Raw genomic sequence first — 16186 nt, forward strand, 5'->3', positions numbered from 1 at the left:
TCAGGATGCCGGCGAGGTCACCGCCTTCGCCAGACGATCGAAATCCATCAATGTGCGCACCAGTCGCTCGAAGTCTTTCAGCGGCACCATGTTCGGTCCGTCCGAGGGCGCGCGATCCGGATCCGGATGGGTTTCGATGAACACGCCGGCGACGCCGACCGCTACCGCTGCGCGCGCCAGCACCGGCACGAACTCACGCTCGCCCCCCGAGGATGCGCCCTGCCCGCCAGGCTGCTGCACCGAGTGGGTCGCATCGAAGATCACCGGCGCACCGGTCGTACGCGCCAGGATCGGCAGCGCGCGCATGTCGGAGACCAGCGTGTTGTAGCCAAACGACGCTCCGCGCTCCGTCACCATGACGTTGGCGTTGCCTGCCCCCGTCACCTTGCCGACGGCATTCTTCATGTCCCAGGGGGCAAGAAACTGCCCCTTCTTGATGTTGACGATCTTGCCGGTCTTCGCGGCAGCCACCAAGAGGTCAGTCTGCCGCGACAGGAACGCCGGAATCTGCAGGATATCGACAGCTTCTGCGACCGGAGCGCACTGGTCCTGCTCATGCACATCGGTCAGCACCGGCAGGCCGAACTTTTCGCGGATCTCGGCGAAGATCGGCAGTGCCTGTTTCAGCCCGATGCCGCGCACGCCTGACGCGCTGGTGCGGTTCGCCTTGTCGAACGATGTCTTGTAGACGAGCCCGATGCCGAGCCGCGCCGCAATGTCCTTGAGCGCGGCAGCGACCTCGAAGGCATGGTCGCGGCTTTCGAGCTGGCATGGACCGGCGATCAGCGCCAGCGGCAGGGAATTCCCGAATTGCACGGAACCGGCGGTCACGACCGGCGCGGCGGATATCGTCTGAGTCACGGGGGTATCCTTTCGGGCGCGACCATGCCGGGCCGCGGCGTCCCGATCAACCCTCGGTTTTCCGCTAACTGGTCTCGAATATCAGGGTAGCGCCAAAGGCTGCGGAGGGCGCGACCACCAAGCAGTTCAGCCGGCGATGCATCGCGATGCCGTTATCGCGTGCGACCGCCTCGACCCGCTCCAGATCGGTCACCGCGATCCGCAGTCCTGCGAGCGTCATGCCCTCGCCTTCGGCCGCGACGGTGACGCCATAGCGATCACGGAACGCCACCGGCTCAATGATCTCCAGCACGCCGCGCGCCGTCCGCGCCGCCACTCCGGACGAGGTCGAATGCAGTTCGCGCTCGCCGGTGAAGGCGGTGAGGAAGATATGGTGATCGGTCGGGTTGTCGGCGATCAGCAATGCGCCGAGCACCGCTTTCGCCGTGTTCGCATGCGATTGAAACGCCGCGTTCCAGAATGCTTGCGGATTGTGCTGCTGCATCACCGCGAAAGCCACATGCGGCGACGACGCATCGGACACGAAGCCGAGCGAGAAGCCGACCGTCGTCGGTGTTCCGTCCGGCTGACTGCCCTGACGCGTGAACGGCAGTTCGCCGGAGCAGCCGATACCCGCCTGTGCCAGCGCCGAGATGTCAGCGGCGATCGCCCTGCTCTCGAGGATCAGCGTCGAGAACCCATCATGACGCGTGATCGCATCGCGGTTGAAGGTGCCGAAACGCTGCGACAGTTCGGCGTAGCCTGGATCGCGGCCAAGCAGCTCGGCTTCGGCCACTGTCAGGAGTTCGATGAAGAAGCCGGGAAGCTGCACGATGCGATTGTGCGTGCCCCACGGGTGCTTGTTGCGCGCACCGACGGTAAAGCCAAGCTTGCGATAGACGTCGGCCGCGGCGTCGAGGTCGCGCACGGCATGGACGATATGGTCGAGCCCGCGCGACATGCAGCAACAGATCCGTTTACTTTACCGACGAGAACGCAGTCGGCGCCAGCAGTTGATTGCTAACGCGCGCAACGATCGGCCCGTTCTTTTCGGTTTCGGCCCGCGCCGCGTGCCATTCGGGATCGGCCATAAACGTGCCCCACTTCTTCTCGCGGTCCGCAAGGCTTTCCCAGGCAAGGAAGTAAGTCAGATGCTGGCTATGATCGCCGACCATGGTGGTGAAAAATCCTGCCTGCTTGATGCCGTGCTTTTCCCAGATCGCCAGCGTCTTGGTCTCGAAACGCTTGACGATATCCGGAAGCCGGCCCGGCACCGCCTCGTAAACGCGCATCTCGTAGATCATGTCGCCCCCCAATTTCATTCTGATTGTGCCAGATCAGACTGACACGGCGACCGCTGTCGCGGCAACCGCATGGCGACGAATGGTCCTATGCCGATAGATCGGAGCCAACAGACGAGCAGCGATCAGACCAGACGGCTCTGCACCACCGCAGCCTCAATGAACGAGGAGAACAGCGGATGCGGTGCGAGCGGTCGCGACTTCAATTCGGGATGGAATTGAACGCCGATGAACCAGGGATGGTCATCGTACTCGACAATCTCAGGCAGAATGCCGTCCGGCGACAGACCGGAGAAGCGCAGACCGTGCTGCTCGAGGCGATCCTTGTACGCGGTGTTGACCTCATAGCGGTGGCGATGGCGCTCGGATATCTCAAGCGCGTTGCCGTAGACCGCCGACACCCGGCTGCCTCGCTTCAACACCGCCGGGTAAGCCCCAAGCCGCATGGTGCCGCCGAGATCGCCGCTGGCGGAGCGCTTCTCGAGTTCGTTGCCGCGCAGCCATTCCGTCATCAGGCCAACCAAAGGCTGCGGCGTCGGACCGAACTCGGTCGAGCTTGCATTCTCGATGCCGACGAGATTGCGCGCCGCCTCGATCACCGCCATCTGCATGCCGAAGCAGATGCCGAAGTAAGGCACCTTGCGCTCGCGGGCGAACTGCACCGCGCGAATCTTGCCCTCCGCTCCGCGCTGCCCGAATGCGCCCGGCACCAGGATGCCATGGACATGCTCCAGGAACGGCGCCGGATCCTCGTTCTCGAACACCTCGCTCTCGATCCAGTCGAGATTGACCTTGACCTTGTTAGCGATGCCGCCATGCGACAGCGCCTCGATCAGGGATTTGTAGGCGTCCTTCATCCGGGTGTACTTGCCGACGATAGCGATCGTCACCTGGCCTTCCGGGTTGCGGATGCGCTCATTGATGCCGTGCCAGCTCTCCAGCGCCGGCGGCACCTTCGGCTGGATGCCGAAGGCGGCCAGCACTTCGTCGTCGAGACCCGCCGCATGATAGGCCTCGGGCACCGCGTAGATATTATCGACGTCGCGGGCCTCGATCACCGCGCTTTCGCGGACATTGCAGAACAGGCCGAGCTTGCGCCGTTCCTCCTTCGGAATCGGCCGGTCAGTGCGGCACAGCAGAATGTCCGGCTGGATGCCGATCGACCGCAGCTCCTTGACCGAATGCTGCGTTGGCTTGGTCTTCAGCTCGCCGGCACTTGGAATGAACGGCAGCAGGGTCAGGTGAATGTAGACGGCGTGGTCGCGCGGCAGCTCGTTCTTGAGCTGGCGGATCGCCTCGAAGAACGGCAGCCCCTCGATGTCGCCGACGGTGCCGCCGATCTCGCACAGGACGAAATCGTAATCATCGTTGCCGGAGAGGACGAATTCCTTGATCGCGTTGGTGACGTGCGGAACGACCTGGATGGTGGCACCGAGATAGTCGCCGCGCCGCTCCTTGGTGAGGATGTCCTGATAGATCCGGCCAGTGGTGATGTTGTCCTGCTTGGTCGCCGGCCGCCCCGTGAACCGCTCGTAGTGTCCGAGATCGAGATCGGTCTCCGCGCCGTCGTCGGTCACGAACACCTCACCGTGCTGGTAAGGCGACATCGTGCCTGGATCGAGATTGAGATAGGGGTCGAGCTTACGAAGACGGACCTTGTATCCTCGGGCCTGCAGCAGCGCGCCGAGAGCGGCTGAAGCCAGTCCTTTGCCCAGCGAGGAAACCACGCCGCCGGTGATGAAAATATACCGCGCCATGGGACTTAACCTTTAACGCGTCAGGCGCGATTCGCAAAAGCCAAACGCCAAATTGGGGATCAATCCACCGATCCTTCATGAATCGGTGAAAGCGAGGGAACTTCAAGCCATTAAGGGACGCCCTTTAGATGGCGTCGCAGCAATGGCGGTGCAAGGCAGCGATGCTATTGCGACCGTGGCACCTGCGGCCCGCTCGGAGTGGCGGGCGCCTGCTTCTGCTCCTGCTGGCGCAGCGTATCGAGCACGCCTCCCGAACCACCACCACCGCTGAGCGGCGGCGCCGGCGAACCGGGCTGGCTTGTCGGAGCGGCAGGCGTCGTCGTGTCGAGAATCGATGTTGGCCTGCGATCGAGCCCCGCCAGCCAGGACAAAAGCAGGCTGGTGAGGAAGAAACCAATGGCCAGGAACGCCGTGGTACGGGTCAGCAGGTTGGCCGTGCCGCGCCCCGTCATGAACCCGCCGCCACCGCCCGAGCCCATTCCGAGGCCACCGCCTTCAGAACGCTGCAGCAGCACCACGCCGATCAGCGCAGCGACAATCATGAGGTGGATGACGATTATGACGGTATGCATCGATACAATCCGGCTCGGACCGCCTCGCCACGTCCGGCAACGGCCCGACTGCCCGCTTTCCAAGAGTTTGAAGTCGCGCGGTCTCTACACGATTGGCGCGGCGATTGCCACCCCATCGCATACGGTCGTGATCTAGGGACAGGCCGTTGCAATCGCAAGGAAATCGGCAGCCTTAAGGCTCGCCCCGCCGATCAACGCGCCATTCACATGCGCAATCGACAGCAGTTCCGCGGCATTCGAAGGCTTCACCGATCCGCCATACAGGATGCGGATCGCCGCCCCCTCGCCCGCGAACCGTGAGCTAAGCTTTTCACGAATAAAGCCATGGACTTGCTCGACATCCTTCACAGTCGGTGTCAGACCCGTGCCGATGGCCCAGACCGGTTCGTAGGCAACCACCAGGGTGTCGGCCGTGGCGTTGTCCGGTACCGACCCGTCGAGTTGTCGGCCGACGACCTCCAGGGTCTTGCCGGCATCGCGCTCGGCCTGTGTTTCACCGACGCAGACGATCGCGGTCAGGCCGCCGCGCCAGGCTGCCTGCGCCTTCGTCTTAACGACCGCATCTGTTTCGCCGTGATCTGACCGCCGCTCGGAGTGGCCGACGATCACGAACCACGCGCCGGCATCCCTCAGCATTTCGGCTGAGATATCGCCGGTGTGCGCCCCCGACGGCGCCTGATGACAGTCCTGGCCGCCGATCGCGACGACGGAGCCGCGCGCGCGGGTCGCAAAGGCCGTGACCAGCGTCGCCGGCGGACAAATCAAAAGATCGACCTTGGGTGCTAGGGGCGCAGATGCAGCGATAATCGCCTGAAGTTCGGTGCTCGAGGCCGCCAAACCATTCATCTTCCAGTTGCCCGCGATCAGCGGTCGTTGCTTGCGTCCGGCCATGTTCAGTCCCATTCCATTCGTCCATGCGGCGTTAGCAGAGGCCCGGTGGCGAGGCCAGCGGCGTTTTGCCCCTGCCCACGGGCTTCTGCCCGATGGTTGCGGCAACCATCGGGCATCTTTATTATCCTTGAACAATCATAGCGATACCGCTTAAGGCATCGTTCTTTCACTCCTGAACAACGTTGGATCTATGCTTCGAGGAATTCGTACCGCCTCATCGGGCTGGCTCGGCAAAACCATCATGGCCATCGTGATGGGCGTCCTGATCTTCTCCTTTGCCATCTGGGGCGTCGCCGACGTGTTCAAGGGCTTTGGTCAATCCACGGTCGCAACACTCGGCAAGTCCGAGATTTCGATCGACCAGTTCCGCCAGCTCTACAACGACCGCCTGCAGATGATCGGCCGCCAGATCGGCCGGCCACTGTCCTCGGCACAGGCGCGGGCGTTCGGGCTGGACCAGCAGGTGCTGCAGCAGTGGGTGCTTGAATCGACCCTCGACGAGGCCGCCCGCCGCATGGGTCTTGGGCAGTCAGATGCCGATATCGTCCGCACCATCCAGTCCGATCCGAACTTCGCCGGCGTGACCGGCAAATTCGATCCGCAGCGGTTTGCCCAGTTGATCCGTCAGTTCGGCTACAACGAGCAGCGCTACATCGCCGAGCAGCGCAAGGTGTCGCTACGGCGGCAGATCGCCAACACCATCTCCAGCGGCATCGAACCGCCGAAGGCGCTGCTCGACGCGATCCAGCGCTATCGCGACGAGACCCGCTCGGTGGATTATCTGCAGCTCGGCGCCGCGCAGGCCGGCGACATCGGCGAGCCTTCGCCGGAAGCGCTTGCAAGCTATTTCGAGGAGCGCAAGGCCCTGTTCCGCGCGCCTGAGTACCGCAAGATCGCGGTCGTCATGCTGACGCCGCAGGACCAGGCGAAGTGGACGGACGTTTCCGACGAGGAAGCGCGCAAGGCGTTCGAGCAGAGCAAAGCGCGCTACGAGACGCCGGAGAAGCGCCAGGTTCTGCAGATGGTGTTTCCGACCATGGACGAGGCCAATGCGGCGCGGGCGAAGCTGACCAGCGGCACCTCGTTCGAGGATCTCGCCAAGGAGCGCGGCCTCAATCCATCCGACTACGATCTCGGCCTGGTGACGAAGGCCGGCATGCTCGATCAGGCCGTTGCGGATGCTGCCTTCACGCTGCCGCTGAACGAGATCAGCCAGCCGGTACAGGGCCGCTTCGGCGTCGTCCTGACCAAGGCCAGCAAGATCGAGCCCGGCGTGACCGCCTCGTATGACAAGCTCGCACAAACCATCAAGAGCGAGATCGCGATCGATCGGGCCCGCAACACCGTGCGCGACCTTCATGACAAGATGGAAGACGAGCGCGGCGGCGGCGCGAGCGTCGCCGAGGCCGCCCAGAAGGTCGGCCTGCCGGTCGTAACGATCGAGGCGGTGGACCGCTCGGGCCGCGCGCCGGATGGCGGACAAGTGTCCGGACTTCCGCCCGGTATCGATGTGGTCAGCGCAGCCTTCACCGCCGATGTCGGCTCCGACAACGATCCGCTCCAGCTCAACCGCGGACCCGGCGATTCCGGCTATCTCTGGTATGACGTGCTGGGCGTCACCCCATCGCGCGAGCAGACCCTCGACGAGGTGAAGGACCGCGTGCTGGCCCGCTGGCGCGACGACGAGATCGACAAACGCCTGCGCGTGAAGGCCGACACCCTGGTCGAAGAGCTGCGCAAGGGTGCCAAGCTCGCCGACCTGGCGCAGCGCTCAGGTGTGAAGGTCGACACCGCCAAGGCGTTCAAGCGCGGCGCGACCGTAACCGGCATCAGCCCGGCCGGCGTCGAGGCGATCTTCACGACCAACAAGGGTGATGCTGGCCAGGCGAATGGCGCCAAATCCGGCGAACGGGTCGTCTTCGTCGTCACCGACATCGTCGAACCGGCGATCGATATGGCTTCTGCGGAAAGCAAGGAGTTGCGCGACAACGTCCAACGCACCTCCTCTGACGAGCAGATCGCTCAATTCGTCGCCAAACTCGAGCAGGAGCTCAAGCCGTCGGTCAATCAGGCCGCGTTGGCGCAGGCCACCGGCGCCACGGCTGCGAACTGATCCGGTCCGGACATTTCGTCCGCTCAGCCCTGCGCGGCGATGGCCCCGCAGGGCTGTTTTCTCAGTGACGGGAAAATGCTTTATGGCATGGCGGCTGGCTGACGGTCGGTTGCTGGACTTGAGCTTGGACTGACCTTGGACCTGGCTTGGACGCACGACGGACGATCTCGCGATGGACGATCTGAAGACTCTCATTGGGAAGGTGGCGACCGGCGCCCCGCTGACGCGTCAGGAGGCCGCCGACGCGTTCGACCGCATGATGTCCGGTGAAGCCACCCCCTCGCAGATGGGCGGGCTATTAATGGCCCTGCGGGTCCGTGGCGAGACGGTGGACGAAATCACCGGTGCCGTCTCCGCGATGCGCTCGCGCATGCTCCGCGTCACGGCGCCGAAAGAGGCCGTCGATATCGTCGGCACCGGCGGCGATGGCTCCGGTTCGGTGAACGTCTCGACCTGCGCTTCCTTCGTCGTTGCTGGTGCAGGGGTGCCGGTGGCCAAGCATGGCAATCGCGCACTGTCGTCGAAGTCCGGCGCTGCCGACGTGTTGAGCGCCCTTGGCGTCAAGATCGAGCTCACCCCGGACGAGGTCGGCCGCTGTATCCGCGACGCCGGCATCGGCTTCATGTTTGCCCCAACCCATCATCCGGCGATGCGCAACGTCGGGCCAACGCGGGTGGAACTCGCGACCCGCACGATCTTCAACCTGCTTGGGCCGCTGTCGAACCCTGCGGGCGTGACGCGGCAGATGGTCGGCGTGTTCTCGCGGCAATGGGTGCAGCCGCTTGCCGAAGTGCTGCGCAACCTCGGCGCCGAATCGATCTGGGTCGTGCATGGCTCCGACGGGCTCGATGAAATCACGCTGAGCGGACCGACCGCTGTCGCAGCGCTGGAGAACGGCCAGATACGCACCTTCGAGATCACCCCGGAAGATGCCGGCCTGCCGCGCGCCCATGCCGATGCGTTGAAGGGCGGCGACGCGGCCGCCAATGCGGTGAGCCTGCGCGGCGTGCTCGAGGGCAAGCCGAGCGCTTACCGCGACGTGGCGCTGTTGAACGCGGCCGCTGCGTTCGTGGTCGCAGGTCATGCAAAGAATCTGAAGGAAGGCGTCGCACTCGGTGCGAAGTCGCTCGACAGCGGCGGCGCCATGGAACGGTTGAACCGCCTCGTTGCGGTCTCAAACGGCTGATACAGGATTGGACGAACCGGGCTTGCCGCTGATGACCGACATCCTGACCAAGATCGAAGCCTATAAGCGCGAAGAGATCGCGGCCGCCAAGCGCGCCCGCCCGCTCGCCGCCGTCGAAGCCGCTGCCAAGGCCGCCCCTGCCCCCCGCGGCTTCGCCAACGCGATCCGCAAGACGCTCGCGCGTGGTGAGTATGCACTGATCGCCGAGATCAAGAAGGCATCGCCATCGAAGGGTCTGATCCGCGCCGACTTCGACCCGCCACAGCTTGCCCGTGCCTACGAGGCGGGCGGCGCGACCTGCCTGTCGATCCTGACCGACATGCCGTCGTTCCAAGGCAGCCTCGACTATCTCGTCGCCTCGCGCGCGGCGGTCTCGCTGCCGGTGCTGCGCAAGGATTTCCTGTATGACACCTATCAGGTGGTGGAGGCGCGCGCGCATGGTGCTGACTGCATCCTGATCATCATGGCGGCCCTAGACGATGCGGCGGCCAAGGACATCGAGGACGCAGCGTTCGCGCTTGGCATGGATGTTCTGCTCGAAGTCCACGACCGCCCCGAGCTCGATCGCGCGCTGCGGCTGCGCTCGCCGCTGCTCGGCGTCAACAACCGCAACCTGCGTACGTTCGAAACGACGCTTGCGACCAGCGAAGAGCTCGCGCCGCTGATCCCCAAGGATCGCATCGCGGTGGGCGAAAGCGGCATCTTCACACCAGCCGACTTGACGCGGCTGTCGCAGGTCGGCATGGCGACTTTCCTGGTTGGCGAAAGTCTGATGCGGCAGACCGACGTCACTGCGGCCACCCGCACGCTGCTGGCACGCGAAGCCGGCCGCGCCACTGGCAGACGCTAAACCGATGGCGCGGAGCTCCAAAGCGCCGAACTCCCTCACGCATATCGATGCCAAGGGCGAGGCGCGCATGGTCGACGTCTCGACCAAGCTTTCGACCGAGCGGATCGCTGTCGCCGAAGGCGCTGTCGTGATGCAGAAAGCGACGCTGAAGCTGATCCTCGAAGGCAATGCCAAAAAGGGCGACGTGCTCGGCACCGCACGGATCGCCGCGATCATGGCTGCCAAGCGCACTCACGAACTGATTCCGCTCTGCCATCCATTGCTGCTGTCGAAGGTCGAAGTCGATATCCAGCCCGACGCAAAGCTGCCCGGCTGTCGTGTGCGCGCCACCGTCAAGGTCTCCGGCCAAACCGGTGTGGAGATGGAAGCGTTGACCGCCGTCTCGGTCGGCTGCCTGACGATCTACGACATGGTGAAGGCGGCCGATCGCGGTATCCGCATCGAAGCGATCCATCTGGTCGAAAAGAAGGGCGGCAAGTCCGGCCACTTCAAGGTGAAGGGATGACGCCATGGCGTTGATGCCGCTCGCCGACGCGATCAGGTCAGTGCTCGAAGGAGCAGCGGGTCTGCCGGAGGAATACCTCCCGCTGGAGGACGCAGCAGGCCGCGTGCTGTCACAGAACATCAAGGCGCTGCGCACGCAGCCGCCGGACGACATGTCGGCGATGGATGGCTATGCCGTGCGCGCCGTCGACGCCATTACAGGCGCGACATTGAACGTCATCGGGGAAGTCGCCGCAGGACGCCCTTTCGACCGCATCGTCAATCCGGGCGAAGCGGTGCGGATATTCACCGGCGGCGTCATCCCGCCGGGAGCCGACGCGGTGGTGATCCAAGAGGATACGGTCCGCGATGGCGCGACGGTCACGGTGAACGAAGCCGCGACGCCGGGCAAGCACATCCGCCGCGCCGGGATCGACTTCCGCACCGGCGAGGTCCTGCTGAAGGCCTCGCACCGATTGCGGGATCGCGATCTCGCACTTGCGGCGGCGATGAATCATCCGACCTTGCCCGTCCACCGCCGTCCGAAAGTCGCCCTGCTCGCCACCGGCGACGAACTGGTCATGCCTGGCACGGCGCCGGGCCCCGGCCAGATCGTCTATTCGAACGGCTATGCACTGCGGGCGCTGGCGCGTCACGAGGGCGCAGACGTGATCAATCTCGGTATCGCCCGCGACACGCTGCCTGAGACGACCGCAGCGATCCACCGCGCGATCGACGCAGGCGTCGATGTGCTCGTCACGACGGGCGGCGCCTCAGTCGGCGATCACGACCTTGTCCATACGGCGCTGAAGGCCGAAGGCGTGGACATGGCCTTCTGGAAGATCGCGATGCGGCCGGGCAAACCGATGATGCATGGCCGCCGCGGTTCCCTGCGCGTGCTCGGCCTGCCCGGCAATCCGGTCTCATCCTACGTGTGCGCCATCCTGTTCATGGCGCCGCTGATCCGCGCCCTGTCGGGTCGCCAGGATGTCGCCTGGCCGATTAGCGAGGCCGCGCTCGGGCAGGACCTGCCCGCCAATGACCAGCGCGAGGACTATCTGCGGGCCTCGCTGGCGTGGCGTCCCGGTGGCGTGCCGATTGCGACGCCGGTGAACCATCAGGACAGCTCCCTGCTTGCGAATCTCACCCGCGCTGATGCACTCATCATCCGGCCGCCCCACGCCCCGGCGGCTCTCGCGGGCACCCCATGCCGGATTCTGCAGCTCCCGATCTAGGATTTTTCCAGACGTTGACCGGAAATTAAGAGCTTGCGGAACACATATCGAACATATAGTGTCTGTTCATGATTTGTTTCTAGGCCTTGTCTCAGGCTGGAACGGGAAACGATCGAAACCGGGTTGGCCCACGTTCGCGCACAGCCGGATTGGGCCGACATCATTTCGGGGGACTGGTCGAGATGCTTACGCGCAAGCAGTATGAACTTTTGCGGTTCATCAATGAACGGTTGAAGGAAGCAGGCGTGCCGCCCTCCTTCGACGAAATGAAGGACGCGCTGGACCTGCGCTCCAAATCCGGCATCCACCGGTTGATCACGGCGCTCGAGGAACGTGGGTTCATCCGCCGCCTGCCAAACCGGGCTCGTGCCATTGAGGTCATCAAGCTGCCGGAACAGTCTGCAGGCGGTTTCGTCGGGAATGGCCGGCGCGGTTTCACCCCCAACGTCATCGAGGGCAACCTGGGCAAGGTGGTCCGCACGGCCTCCGAGGACGACGGCGGGCGCCCTGTCGCCATTCCGGTGATGGGACGGATTGCCGCCGGTACGCCGATTGAGGCCCTGCAGACCCGCAGCCACACGATCAACGTGCCGCCAGAGATGCTCGGCTCGGGCGATCACTACGCCTTGGAGGTGCGTGGCGACTCGATGGTCGAAGCTGGGATTCTCGACGGCGACGTCGCCATGATCCAACGCACTGATGCCGCCGACACCGGCGATATCGTCGTCGCCTTGATCGACGAGGAAGAGGCCACGCTGAAGCGCTTCCGGCGTCGCGGCGCCTCGATCGCGCTCGAGCCGGCCAATGCCGCCTACGAGGTGCGCATCCTGCCGCCCAACCGTGTGCGGATCCAAGGCAAGCTGGTCAGCCTGTTCCGCCGTTACTGATCCTCAGGGGGCAACGCATCCGGCGAGGGCGTTGCATCGACCGGACGTGGCGCTTCGCTTGCTGGCGACGTTCTGTTTGCCGATAAGGGAGCCTCAGCTTCGCTGGTAAGAACAGTGGTTTGCGCTTCCTGACGCGCCCATGGCCGGTCGCTGCCGGCCGGCCTGACGACCTCGACGGCGAAGTCTCCGGCGCGGGCATAAAGCGCGACGCTGCCCTCACGCTCCAGACGCTCGCGATCGAACACCATCGTCTGGCACGCCTTCGGCGGCTGACGGGCCGTGACGATCACTGCCGCCTTTTCGCAATCGTCCGCGAAACCGTCCGAACGCATCGTCAGCGCAACTTTGCGCCCATCCGCCAACTGCGCGACGCAGCCCGCCGCATCGCAGCCGATGCCGTCTGTCAGCGTGCCGTCATCCGGCGCCCGTCTGTCGGCATCAGCCGCCAGCCACTCGCGCACCGCAAATGCGTCTCTCTTCGTTTGCATCAGCCGCATGCGGCCATCGGCGGCGCGAACCGCCACGCTTTGTCCGTCAGCGGAGATCAGAATATCTGGCTGCTGGGCCACCCCCACGATGGACGCCGCAATCAGCATGAGAGCGGCCCCCGCCCAACGAAGCTGCGTCTTCAACAGAGCCATGGCGACGAGCCCGGCAGTCGCCAATAGCAACGCGCCCATCCCGAACGCGGGAACGCGCCCGACCGATCCGGGCAACGCCGTTACCCACTGCGCGACCGCGACCATCCAGCGGATACCCCAGCCCATCATCGTCCAGAAGATGCCGTCGAACCCGAACGGAATCGCCAGCAGTCCGAGCAACCCTGCCGGCATGACAAATCCCGACACGATCGGCATCGCCGCCAGATTGGCCAGCACGCCATAGGGGGTCGCCCGGTGGAAATGGAATGCCGCGTAGGGCATCGTCGCCAGGCCCGCGACCAGCGAGGCCAGCAGCAGGATCACGATCTCACGGCCGCCCCACAACACCCAGCGCGGGACCGCCATGTCGTCGGAGACGGAGAACAGCGGCTGTTCGCGATCCATCAGCGCGACAAGTCCGAGCGTTGCGGCAAACGACATCTGAAAGCTCGGATGCACCAGGGCCTCCGGCGCGATCAGCATCACCACGAGCGCAGCGACAGCCAGCGTCCGGAAGGTCACGGCGCGGCGATCGACCATCACCGCGAGCAGCACGATGGCCGTCATCAGGAACGAGCGTTGCGTCGCCACCTCCGCCCCCGATAGCAACAGGTAGAAGGCCGCAGCAACGAGGGCCACAGCCGCTGCCCATTTCTTGATCGGAAAACCCACCGTCAGCGAGGGAAACAGCGCCAGCAGCCCGCGGACGGCAAAGAAAACCGCACCTGCGACGATCGCCATATGATAGCCGGAAATCGACAGCACGTGGCCAAGCCCGGATACGAACATCGCCTCGTTGACGGGCGTGGAGATCGCATCGCGCTTGCCGGTCAAGAGCGCCGTCGCGATCGCGCGCACGTCGCCCGAAAGGGACTGGCGAATGCGCGCATCGATCGCATCGCGCATGCTGCTGATAGCCGCCGCATAGCGCAGCCCCCAGCCACCCTCTTCGGGCTTCGCGAGCGGCTTGATCGCGCCCAGCACGAATCCCGATGCGCCGATCCGCTGAAAGTAGATGTCGCGGGCGAAGTCGTAACCGCCGGGGCGCAGCGCCGTGAACGGCGGCGACAGTCGCGCCTTCAGTTCAACGTAACTGCCGACCACCGGCGCGGTGCCTTTCTTGACCGAAAGCCTGACCCGCTCCGGCGTGACCGCAAGATCGCTCGAGCGCGCGGGCTCGAACCGATCCACACGCAGCACGAAGCGATCGCTCCGCTCGCGCTCTTCGCGCACCTCGACGAAACCGCTCATCGTTACTGCGAAGACCGGTTTGGCGAGCACCGGATGCGCAATCCGTATGGTCTTCAGGCTCGCAGTGGCAAACCCCGTGGCCGCTGCCGCAATCAGCGCGAGGACCGGAAACCAACCGGTGCGACGCAGCCCGAATGCGGTCGCTACAAGCGCTGCAGCCACCGACGCGACGATCCAGGCGATCGGCTCCCGCGCCGCTCCGAAATAGGCAGCGACGCCCGCACCGAACGCGATGGCGATCCATGGAAGAAGCTGCATGCGGGCGCGCTCGGCAGCGAGCTGCCGCCGAATCCACGCGGCAAAGCGGTCCAAACCGCCCATCGCAGCAGCAAACCAGGGAAGCTCACGCCAGCCCCACGCCCATGCCGTGGCGTTCGGACGCCAGACCCAAGCCCTGCTTTGCCCTCTGCCCCGCTCGACCACGCAAAACTCCCGTCACGTCCCGTGACTGGCAGCACTGTAGCAAGCCGGCGGCCTCAGGTCTTGCCGCCGACCTCCTTGGCGAAGGTGTCGCGCAAACCAACCGTCCTGTTGAAGACCGGGTGACCCGGCTTCGAGTCGGGATCACGCGTGAAATAACCGAGCCGCTCGAACTGCATAGGCTCCAGCGAATTGCTCTCGGCGATCGACGGCTCCAGCCGCGCGTCGCGCAGCACCTCGAGCGAATTCGGATTGAGATCGGCGGCGAAATTGGCCGCGTCCGGCGCGGACTTGGTGAAAAGTTGGTTGTAGACGCGAACCTCCGCCTGCACGGAATTGGCTGCCGGGACCCAGTGCATGGTCGCCTTCACCTTGCGCCCGTCCGGCGCGTTGCCGCCACGGGTTTCCGGATCATAGGTGCAGCGCAGCTCGACCACCTGGCCGGCAGCGTTCTTGATGACGCTGTGGCATTTGACGAAATAGGCGTAGCGCAAGCGAACTTCCGAACCGGGCGATAGGCGGAAGAACTTCTTTGGCGGGTTCTCCATGAAATCGTCCTGCTCGATGTAAAGCTCGCGGCCGAAGGTGATGCGCCGCGTCCCCGCGGCGGGATCGTCCGGATGATTGACCGCCTCCAGTTCCTCGGTCTGGCCTTCCGGATAGTTCTCGATCACGACCTTCAGCGGCCGCAGCACTGCCATCCGCCGCGACGCCGTTTTGTTCAGCACCTCGCGGATCGAGAATTCGAGCATCCCGACATCAACGACGCTGTTGGCCTTGGCCACACCGATCCGCTTGACGAAGTCGCGGATCGCCGCCGGCGGCACGCCCCGCCGCCGCAGGCCCGCGATGGTCGGCATGCGCGGATCGTCCCAGCCCGAAACGTGTCCGCCGCGCACCAGTTCGGTGAGCACCCGCTTCGACAGCAGCGTATAGGTGATGTTCAGACGCGCGAATTCATACTGGTGCGGCTTCGACGGTACCGGCAGCTTGTCGAGAAACCAGTCGTAGAGCGGGCGATGATCCTCGAATTCCAGCGTACAGATGGAATGGGTGATGTGCTCGATCGCATCCGACTGGCCGTGCGCATAGTCGTAGCTCGGATAGATCGACCAGGCCTTGCCGGTCCGCGGATGGGTCGCATGCAGGATGCGGTAGAGCACTGGATCGCGCAGGTTGATGTTGCCCGAGGCCATGTCGATCTTGGCGCGAAGCACGCGCGCGCCGTTCGGATATTCGCCCGCCCGCATCCGGCGGAACAGATCGAGGTTCTCCGCGACGGAACGATCTCGAAACGGGCTGTTCTTGCCAGGCTCGGTCAGGGTGCCGCGGTTGACGCGCATCTCCTCCTGCGACTGGTCATCGACATAGGCCAGCCCCTGCTCGATCAGGCTCTCCGCCCAGACGTAGAGCTGTTCGAAATAATCGGAGGCATAGAACAGGTTCTGGCCCCAGTCGTATCCCAGCCAGCGGACATCGCGCTGGATGGCGTCGATATACTCCTGCTCCTCCTTGGCCGGGTTGGTGTCGTCGAAGCGCAGGTGACAGCGCCCGCCGAACTCCTCGGCGATGCCGAAATTCAGCGAAATCGATTTGGCGTGGCCGATGTGCAGGTAGCCGTTCGGCTCCGGCGGGAAGCGTGTGACCACGCCGGCATGCCGCTGGGCTTGCAGATCAGCCGCAACGATATCGCGGATGAAATCGCGTCCTGCCTCTGCGGCGCCTGCGTCCGCTGCCTTTGCCACTGCCATCAAGTCTA

At 64.6% G+C, this 16186-nt stretch carries 14 protein-coding genes; 6 read left to right on the forward strand and 8 right to left on the reverse strand.

Going from position 1 to position 16186, the window contains the following annotated elements; genetic code table 11:
* The 6 genes from kdsA to tpiA all read right to left on the reverse strand — a co-directional run bounded on the left by kdsA (nucleotide 1) and on the right by tpiA (nucleotide 5361).
* The gene (gene kdsA / locus X566_RS20615) at nucleotides 1-861 is read right to left on the reverse strand and encodes a 3-deoxy-8-phosphooctulonate synthase (protein WP_034471129.1); all 861 of its coding nucleotides are present in this window, start codon (nucleotides 859-861) and stop codon (nucleotides 1-3) included.
* A 64-nt stretch (nucleotides 862-925) separates the two neighbouring features.
* Complete coding sequence (locus tag X566_RS20620; RefSeq protein WP_034471131.1) at nucleotides 926-1801, reverse strand: VOC family protein; 876 nt, start codon at nucleotides 1799-1801, stop codon at nucleotides 926-928.
* Between the two features lie 16 nt (nucleotides 1802-1817).
* Nucleotides 1818-2144 (reverse strand): NIPSNAP family protein, encoded by a 327-nt coding sequence (locus X566_RS20625; RefSeq protein ID WP_034472633.1) that lies wholly within the window; start codon nucleotides 2142-2144, stop codon nucleotides 1818-1820.
* A 122-nt stretch (nucleotides 2145-2266) separates the two neighbouring features.
* Nucleotides 2267-3898 carry a CTP synthase gene (locus X566_RS20630; RefSeq protein ID WP_034471133.1) on the reverse strand — a complete coding sequence of 544 codons (1632 nt, stop codon included), beginning with the start codon at nucleotides 3896-3898 and terminating at the stop codon, nucleotides 2267-2269.
* A gap of 164 nt (nucleotides 3899-4062) precedes the next feature.
* Nucleotides 4063-4470 (reverse strand): preprotein translocase subunit SecG, encoded by a 408-nt coding sequence (gene secG / locus X566_RS20635; RefSeq protein WP_034471136.1) that lies wholly within the window; start codon nucleotides 4468-4470, stop codon nucleotides 4063-4065.
* Between the two features lie 132 nt (nucleotides 4471-4602).
* On the reverse strand, nucleotides 4603-5361 hold the full coding sequence (tpiA, locus tag X566_RS20640) for a triose-phosphate isomerase (RefSeq protein ID WP_034472635.1): 759 nt from the start codon (nucleotides 5359-5361) through the stop codon (nucleotides 4603-4605).
* Between the two features lie 190 nt (nucleotides 5362-5551).
* On the opposite strand from tpiA, the gene X566_RS20645 reads away from it, so the two are divergent.
* From X566_RS20645 to lexA, 6 genes are all read left to right on the forward strand, one after another.
* Nucleotides 5552-7474, forward strand: a complete 1923-nt coding sequence (locus X566_RS20645) for a peptidylprolyl isomerase (RefSeq protein WP_034471138.1) — start codon at nucleotides 5552-5554, stop codon at nucleotides 7472-7474.
* 172 nt (nucleotides 7475-7646) lie between these two features.
* On the forward strand, nucleotides 7647-8660 hold the full coding sequence (gene trpD / locus X566_RS20650; protein WP_034471140.1) for an anthranilate phosphoribosyltransferase: 1014 nt from the start codon (nucleotides 7647-7649) through the stop codon (nucleotides 8658-8660).
* 31 nt (nucleotides 8661-8691) lie between these two features.
* Nucleotides 8692-9510 (forward strand): indole-3-glycerol phosphate synthase TrpC, encoded by an 819-nt coding sequence (gene trpC / locus X566_RS20655; protein ID WP_034472636.1) that lies wholly within the window; start codon nucleotides 8692-8694, stop codon nucleotides 9508-9510.
* A gap of 4 nt (nucleotides 9511-9514) precedes the next feature.
* The gene (moaC, locus tag X566_RS20660; protein ID WP_034471142.1) at nucleotides 9515-10015 is read left to right on the forward strand and encodes a cyclic pyranopterin monophosphate synthase MoaC; all 501 of its coding nucleotides are present in this window, start codon (nucleotides 9515-9517) and stop codon (nucleotides 10013-10015) included.
* A 4-nt stretch (nucleotides 10016-10019) separates the two neighbouring features.
* Nucleotides 10020-11228: a gephyrin-like molybdotransferase Glp gene (glp, locus tag X566_RS20665; RefSeq protein ID WP_034471144.1), complete on the forward strand. Its 1209-nt coding sequence runs from the start codon at nucleotides 10020-10022 to the stop codon at nucleotides 11226-11228.
* A 182-nt stretch (nucleotides 11229-11410) separates the two neighbouring features.
* A complete protein-coding gene (gene lexA, locus X566_RS20670; protein ID WP_034471146.1) occupies nucleotides 11411-12115 on the forward strand; it encodes a transcriptional repressor LexA in 705 nt (234 codons plus the stop codon).
* On the opposite strand, the gene X566_RS20675 is transcribed toward lexA, so the two are convergent.
* Both X566_RS20675 and X566_RS20680 read right to left on the reverse strand, forming a co-directional pair.
* Nucleotides 12109-14265, reverse strand: a complete 2157-nt coding sequence (locus X566_RS20675) for a ComEC/Rec2 family competence protein (RefSeq protein ID WP_244434849.1) — start codon at nucleotides 14263-14265, stop codon at nucleotides 12109-12111. The two genes, lexA and X566_RS20675, sit on opposite strands and share 7 nt — an antisense overlap.
* A gap of 218 nt (nucleotides 14266-14483) precedes the next feature.
* A complete protein-coding gene (locus X566_RS20680) occupies nucleotides 14484-16178 on the reverse strand; it encodes a glutamine--tRNA ligase/YqeY domain fusion protein (RefSeq protein ID WP_034471150.1) in 1695 nt (564 codons plus the stop codon).
* Nucleotides 16179-16186 lie beyond the last annotated feature (8 nt).

The organism is Afipia sp. P52-10 (assembly GCF_000516555.1).
GTDB lineage: Bacteria > Pseudomonadota > Alphaproteobacteria > Rhizobiales > Xanthobacteraceae > P52-10.

Bases quoted from the DNA above. Each gene is read 5' to 3' on its own strand.
- X566_RS20620 (WP_034471131.1), bottom strand. From the start codon at position 1,801: ATGTCGCGCGGGCTCGACCATATCGTCCATGCCGTGCGCGACCTCGAC.
- X566_RS20625 (WP_034472633.1), bottom strand. From the start codon at position 2,144: ATGATCTACGAGATGCGCGTTTACGAGGCGGTGCCGGGCCGGCTTCCG.
- X566_RS20630 (WP_034471133.1), bottom strand. From the start codon at position 3,898: ATGGCGCGGTATATTTTCATCACCGGCGGCGTGGTTTCCTCGCTGGGC.
- secG (WP_034471136.1), bottom strand. From the start codon at position 4,470: ATGCATACCGTCATAATCGTCATCCACCTCATGATTGTCGCTGCGCTG.
- tpiA (WP_034472635.1), bottom strand. From the start codon at position 5,361: ATGGCCGGACGCAAGCAACGACCGCTGATCGCGGGCAACTGGAAGATG.
- X566_RS20645 (WP_034471138.1), top strand. From the start codon at position 5,552: ATGCTTCGAGGAATTCGTACCGCCTCATCGGGCTGGCTCGGCAAAACC.
- trpD (WP_034471140.1), top strand. From the start codon at position 7,647: ATGGACGATCTGAAGACTCTCATTGGGAAGGTGGCGACCGGCGCCCCG.
- trpC (WP_034472636.1), top strand. From the start codon at position 8,692: ATGACCGACATCCTGACCAAGATCGAAGCCTATAAGCGCGAAGAGATC.
- moaC (WP_034471142.1), top strand. From the start codon at position 9,515: ATGGCGCGGAGCTCCAAAGCGCCGAACTCCCTCACGCATATCGATGCC.
- glp (WP_034471144.1), top strand. From the start codon at position 10,020: ATGGCGTTGATGCCGCTCGCCGACGCGATCAGGTCAGTGCTCGAAGGA.
- lexA (WP_034471146.1), top strand. From the start codon at position 11,411: ATGCTTACGCGCAAGCAGTATGAACTTTTGCGGTTCATCAATGAACGG.
- X566_RS20675 (WP_244434849.1), bottom strand. From the start codon at position 14,265: ATGCAGCTTCTTCCATGGATCGCCATCGCGTTCGGTGCGGGCGTCGCT.
- X566_RS20680 (WP_034471150.1), bottom strand. From the start codon at position 16,178: ATGGCAGTGGCAAAGGCAGCGGACGCAGGCGCCGCAGAGGCAGGACGC.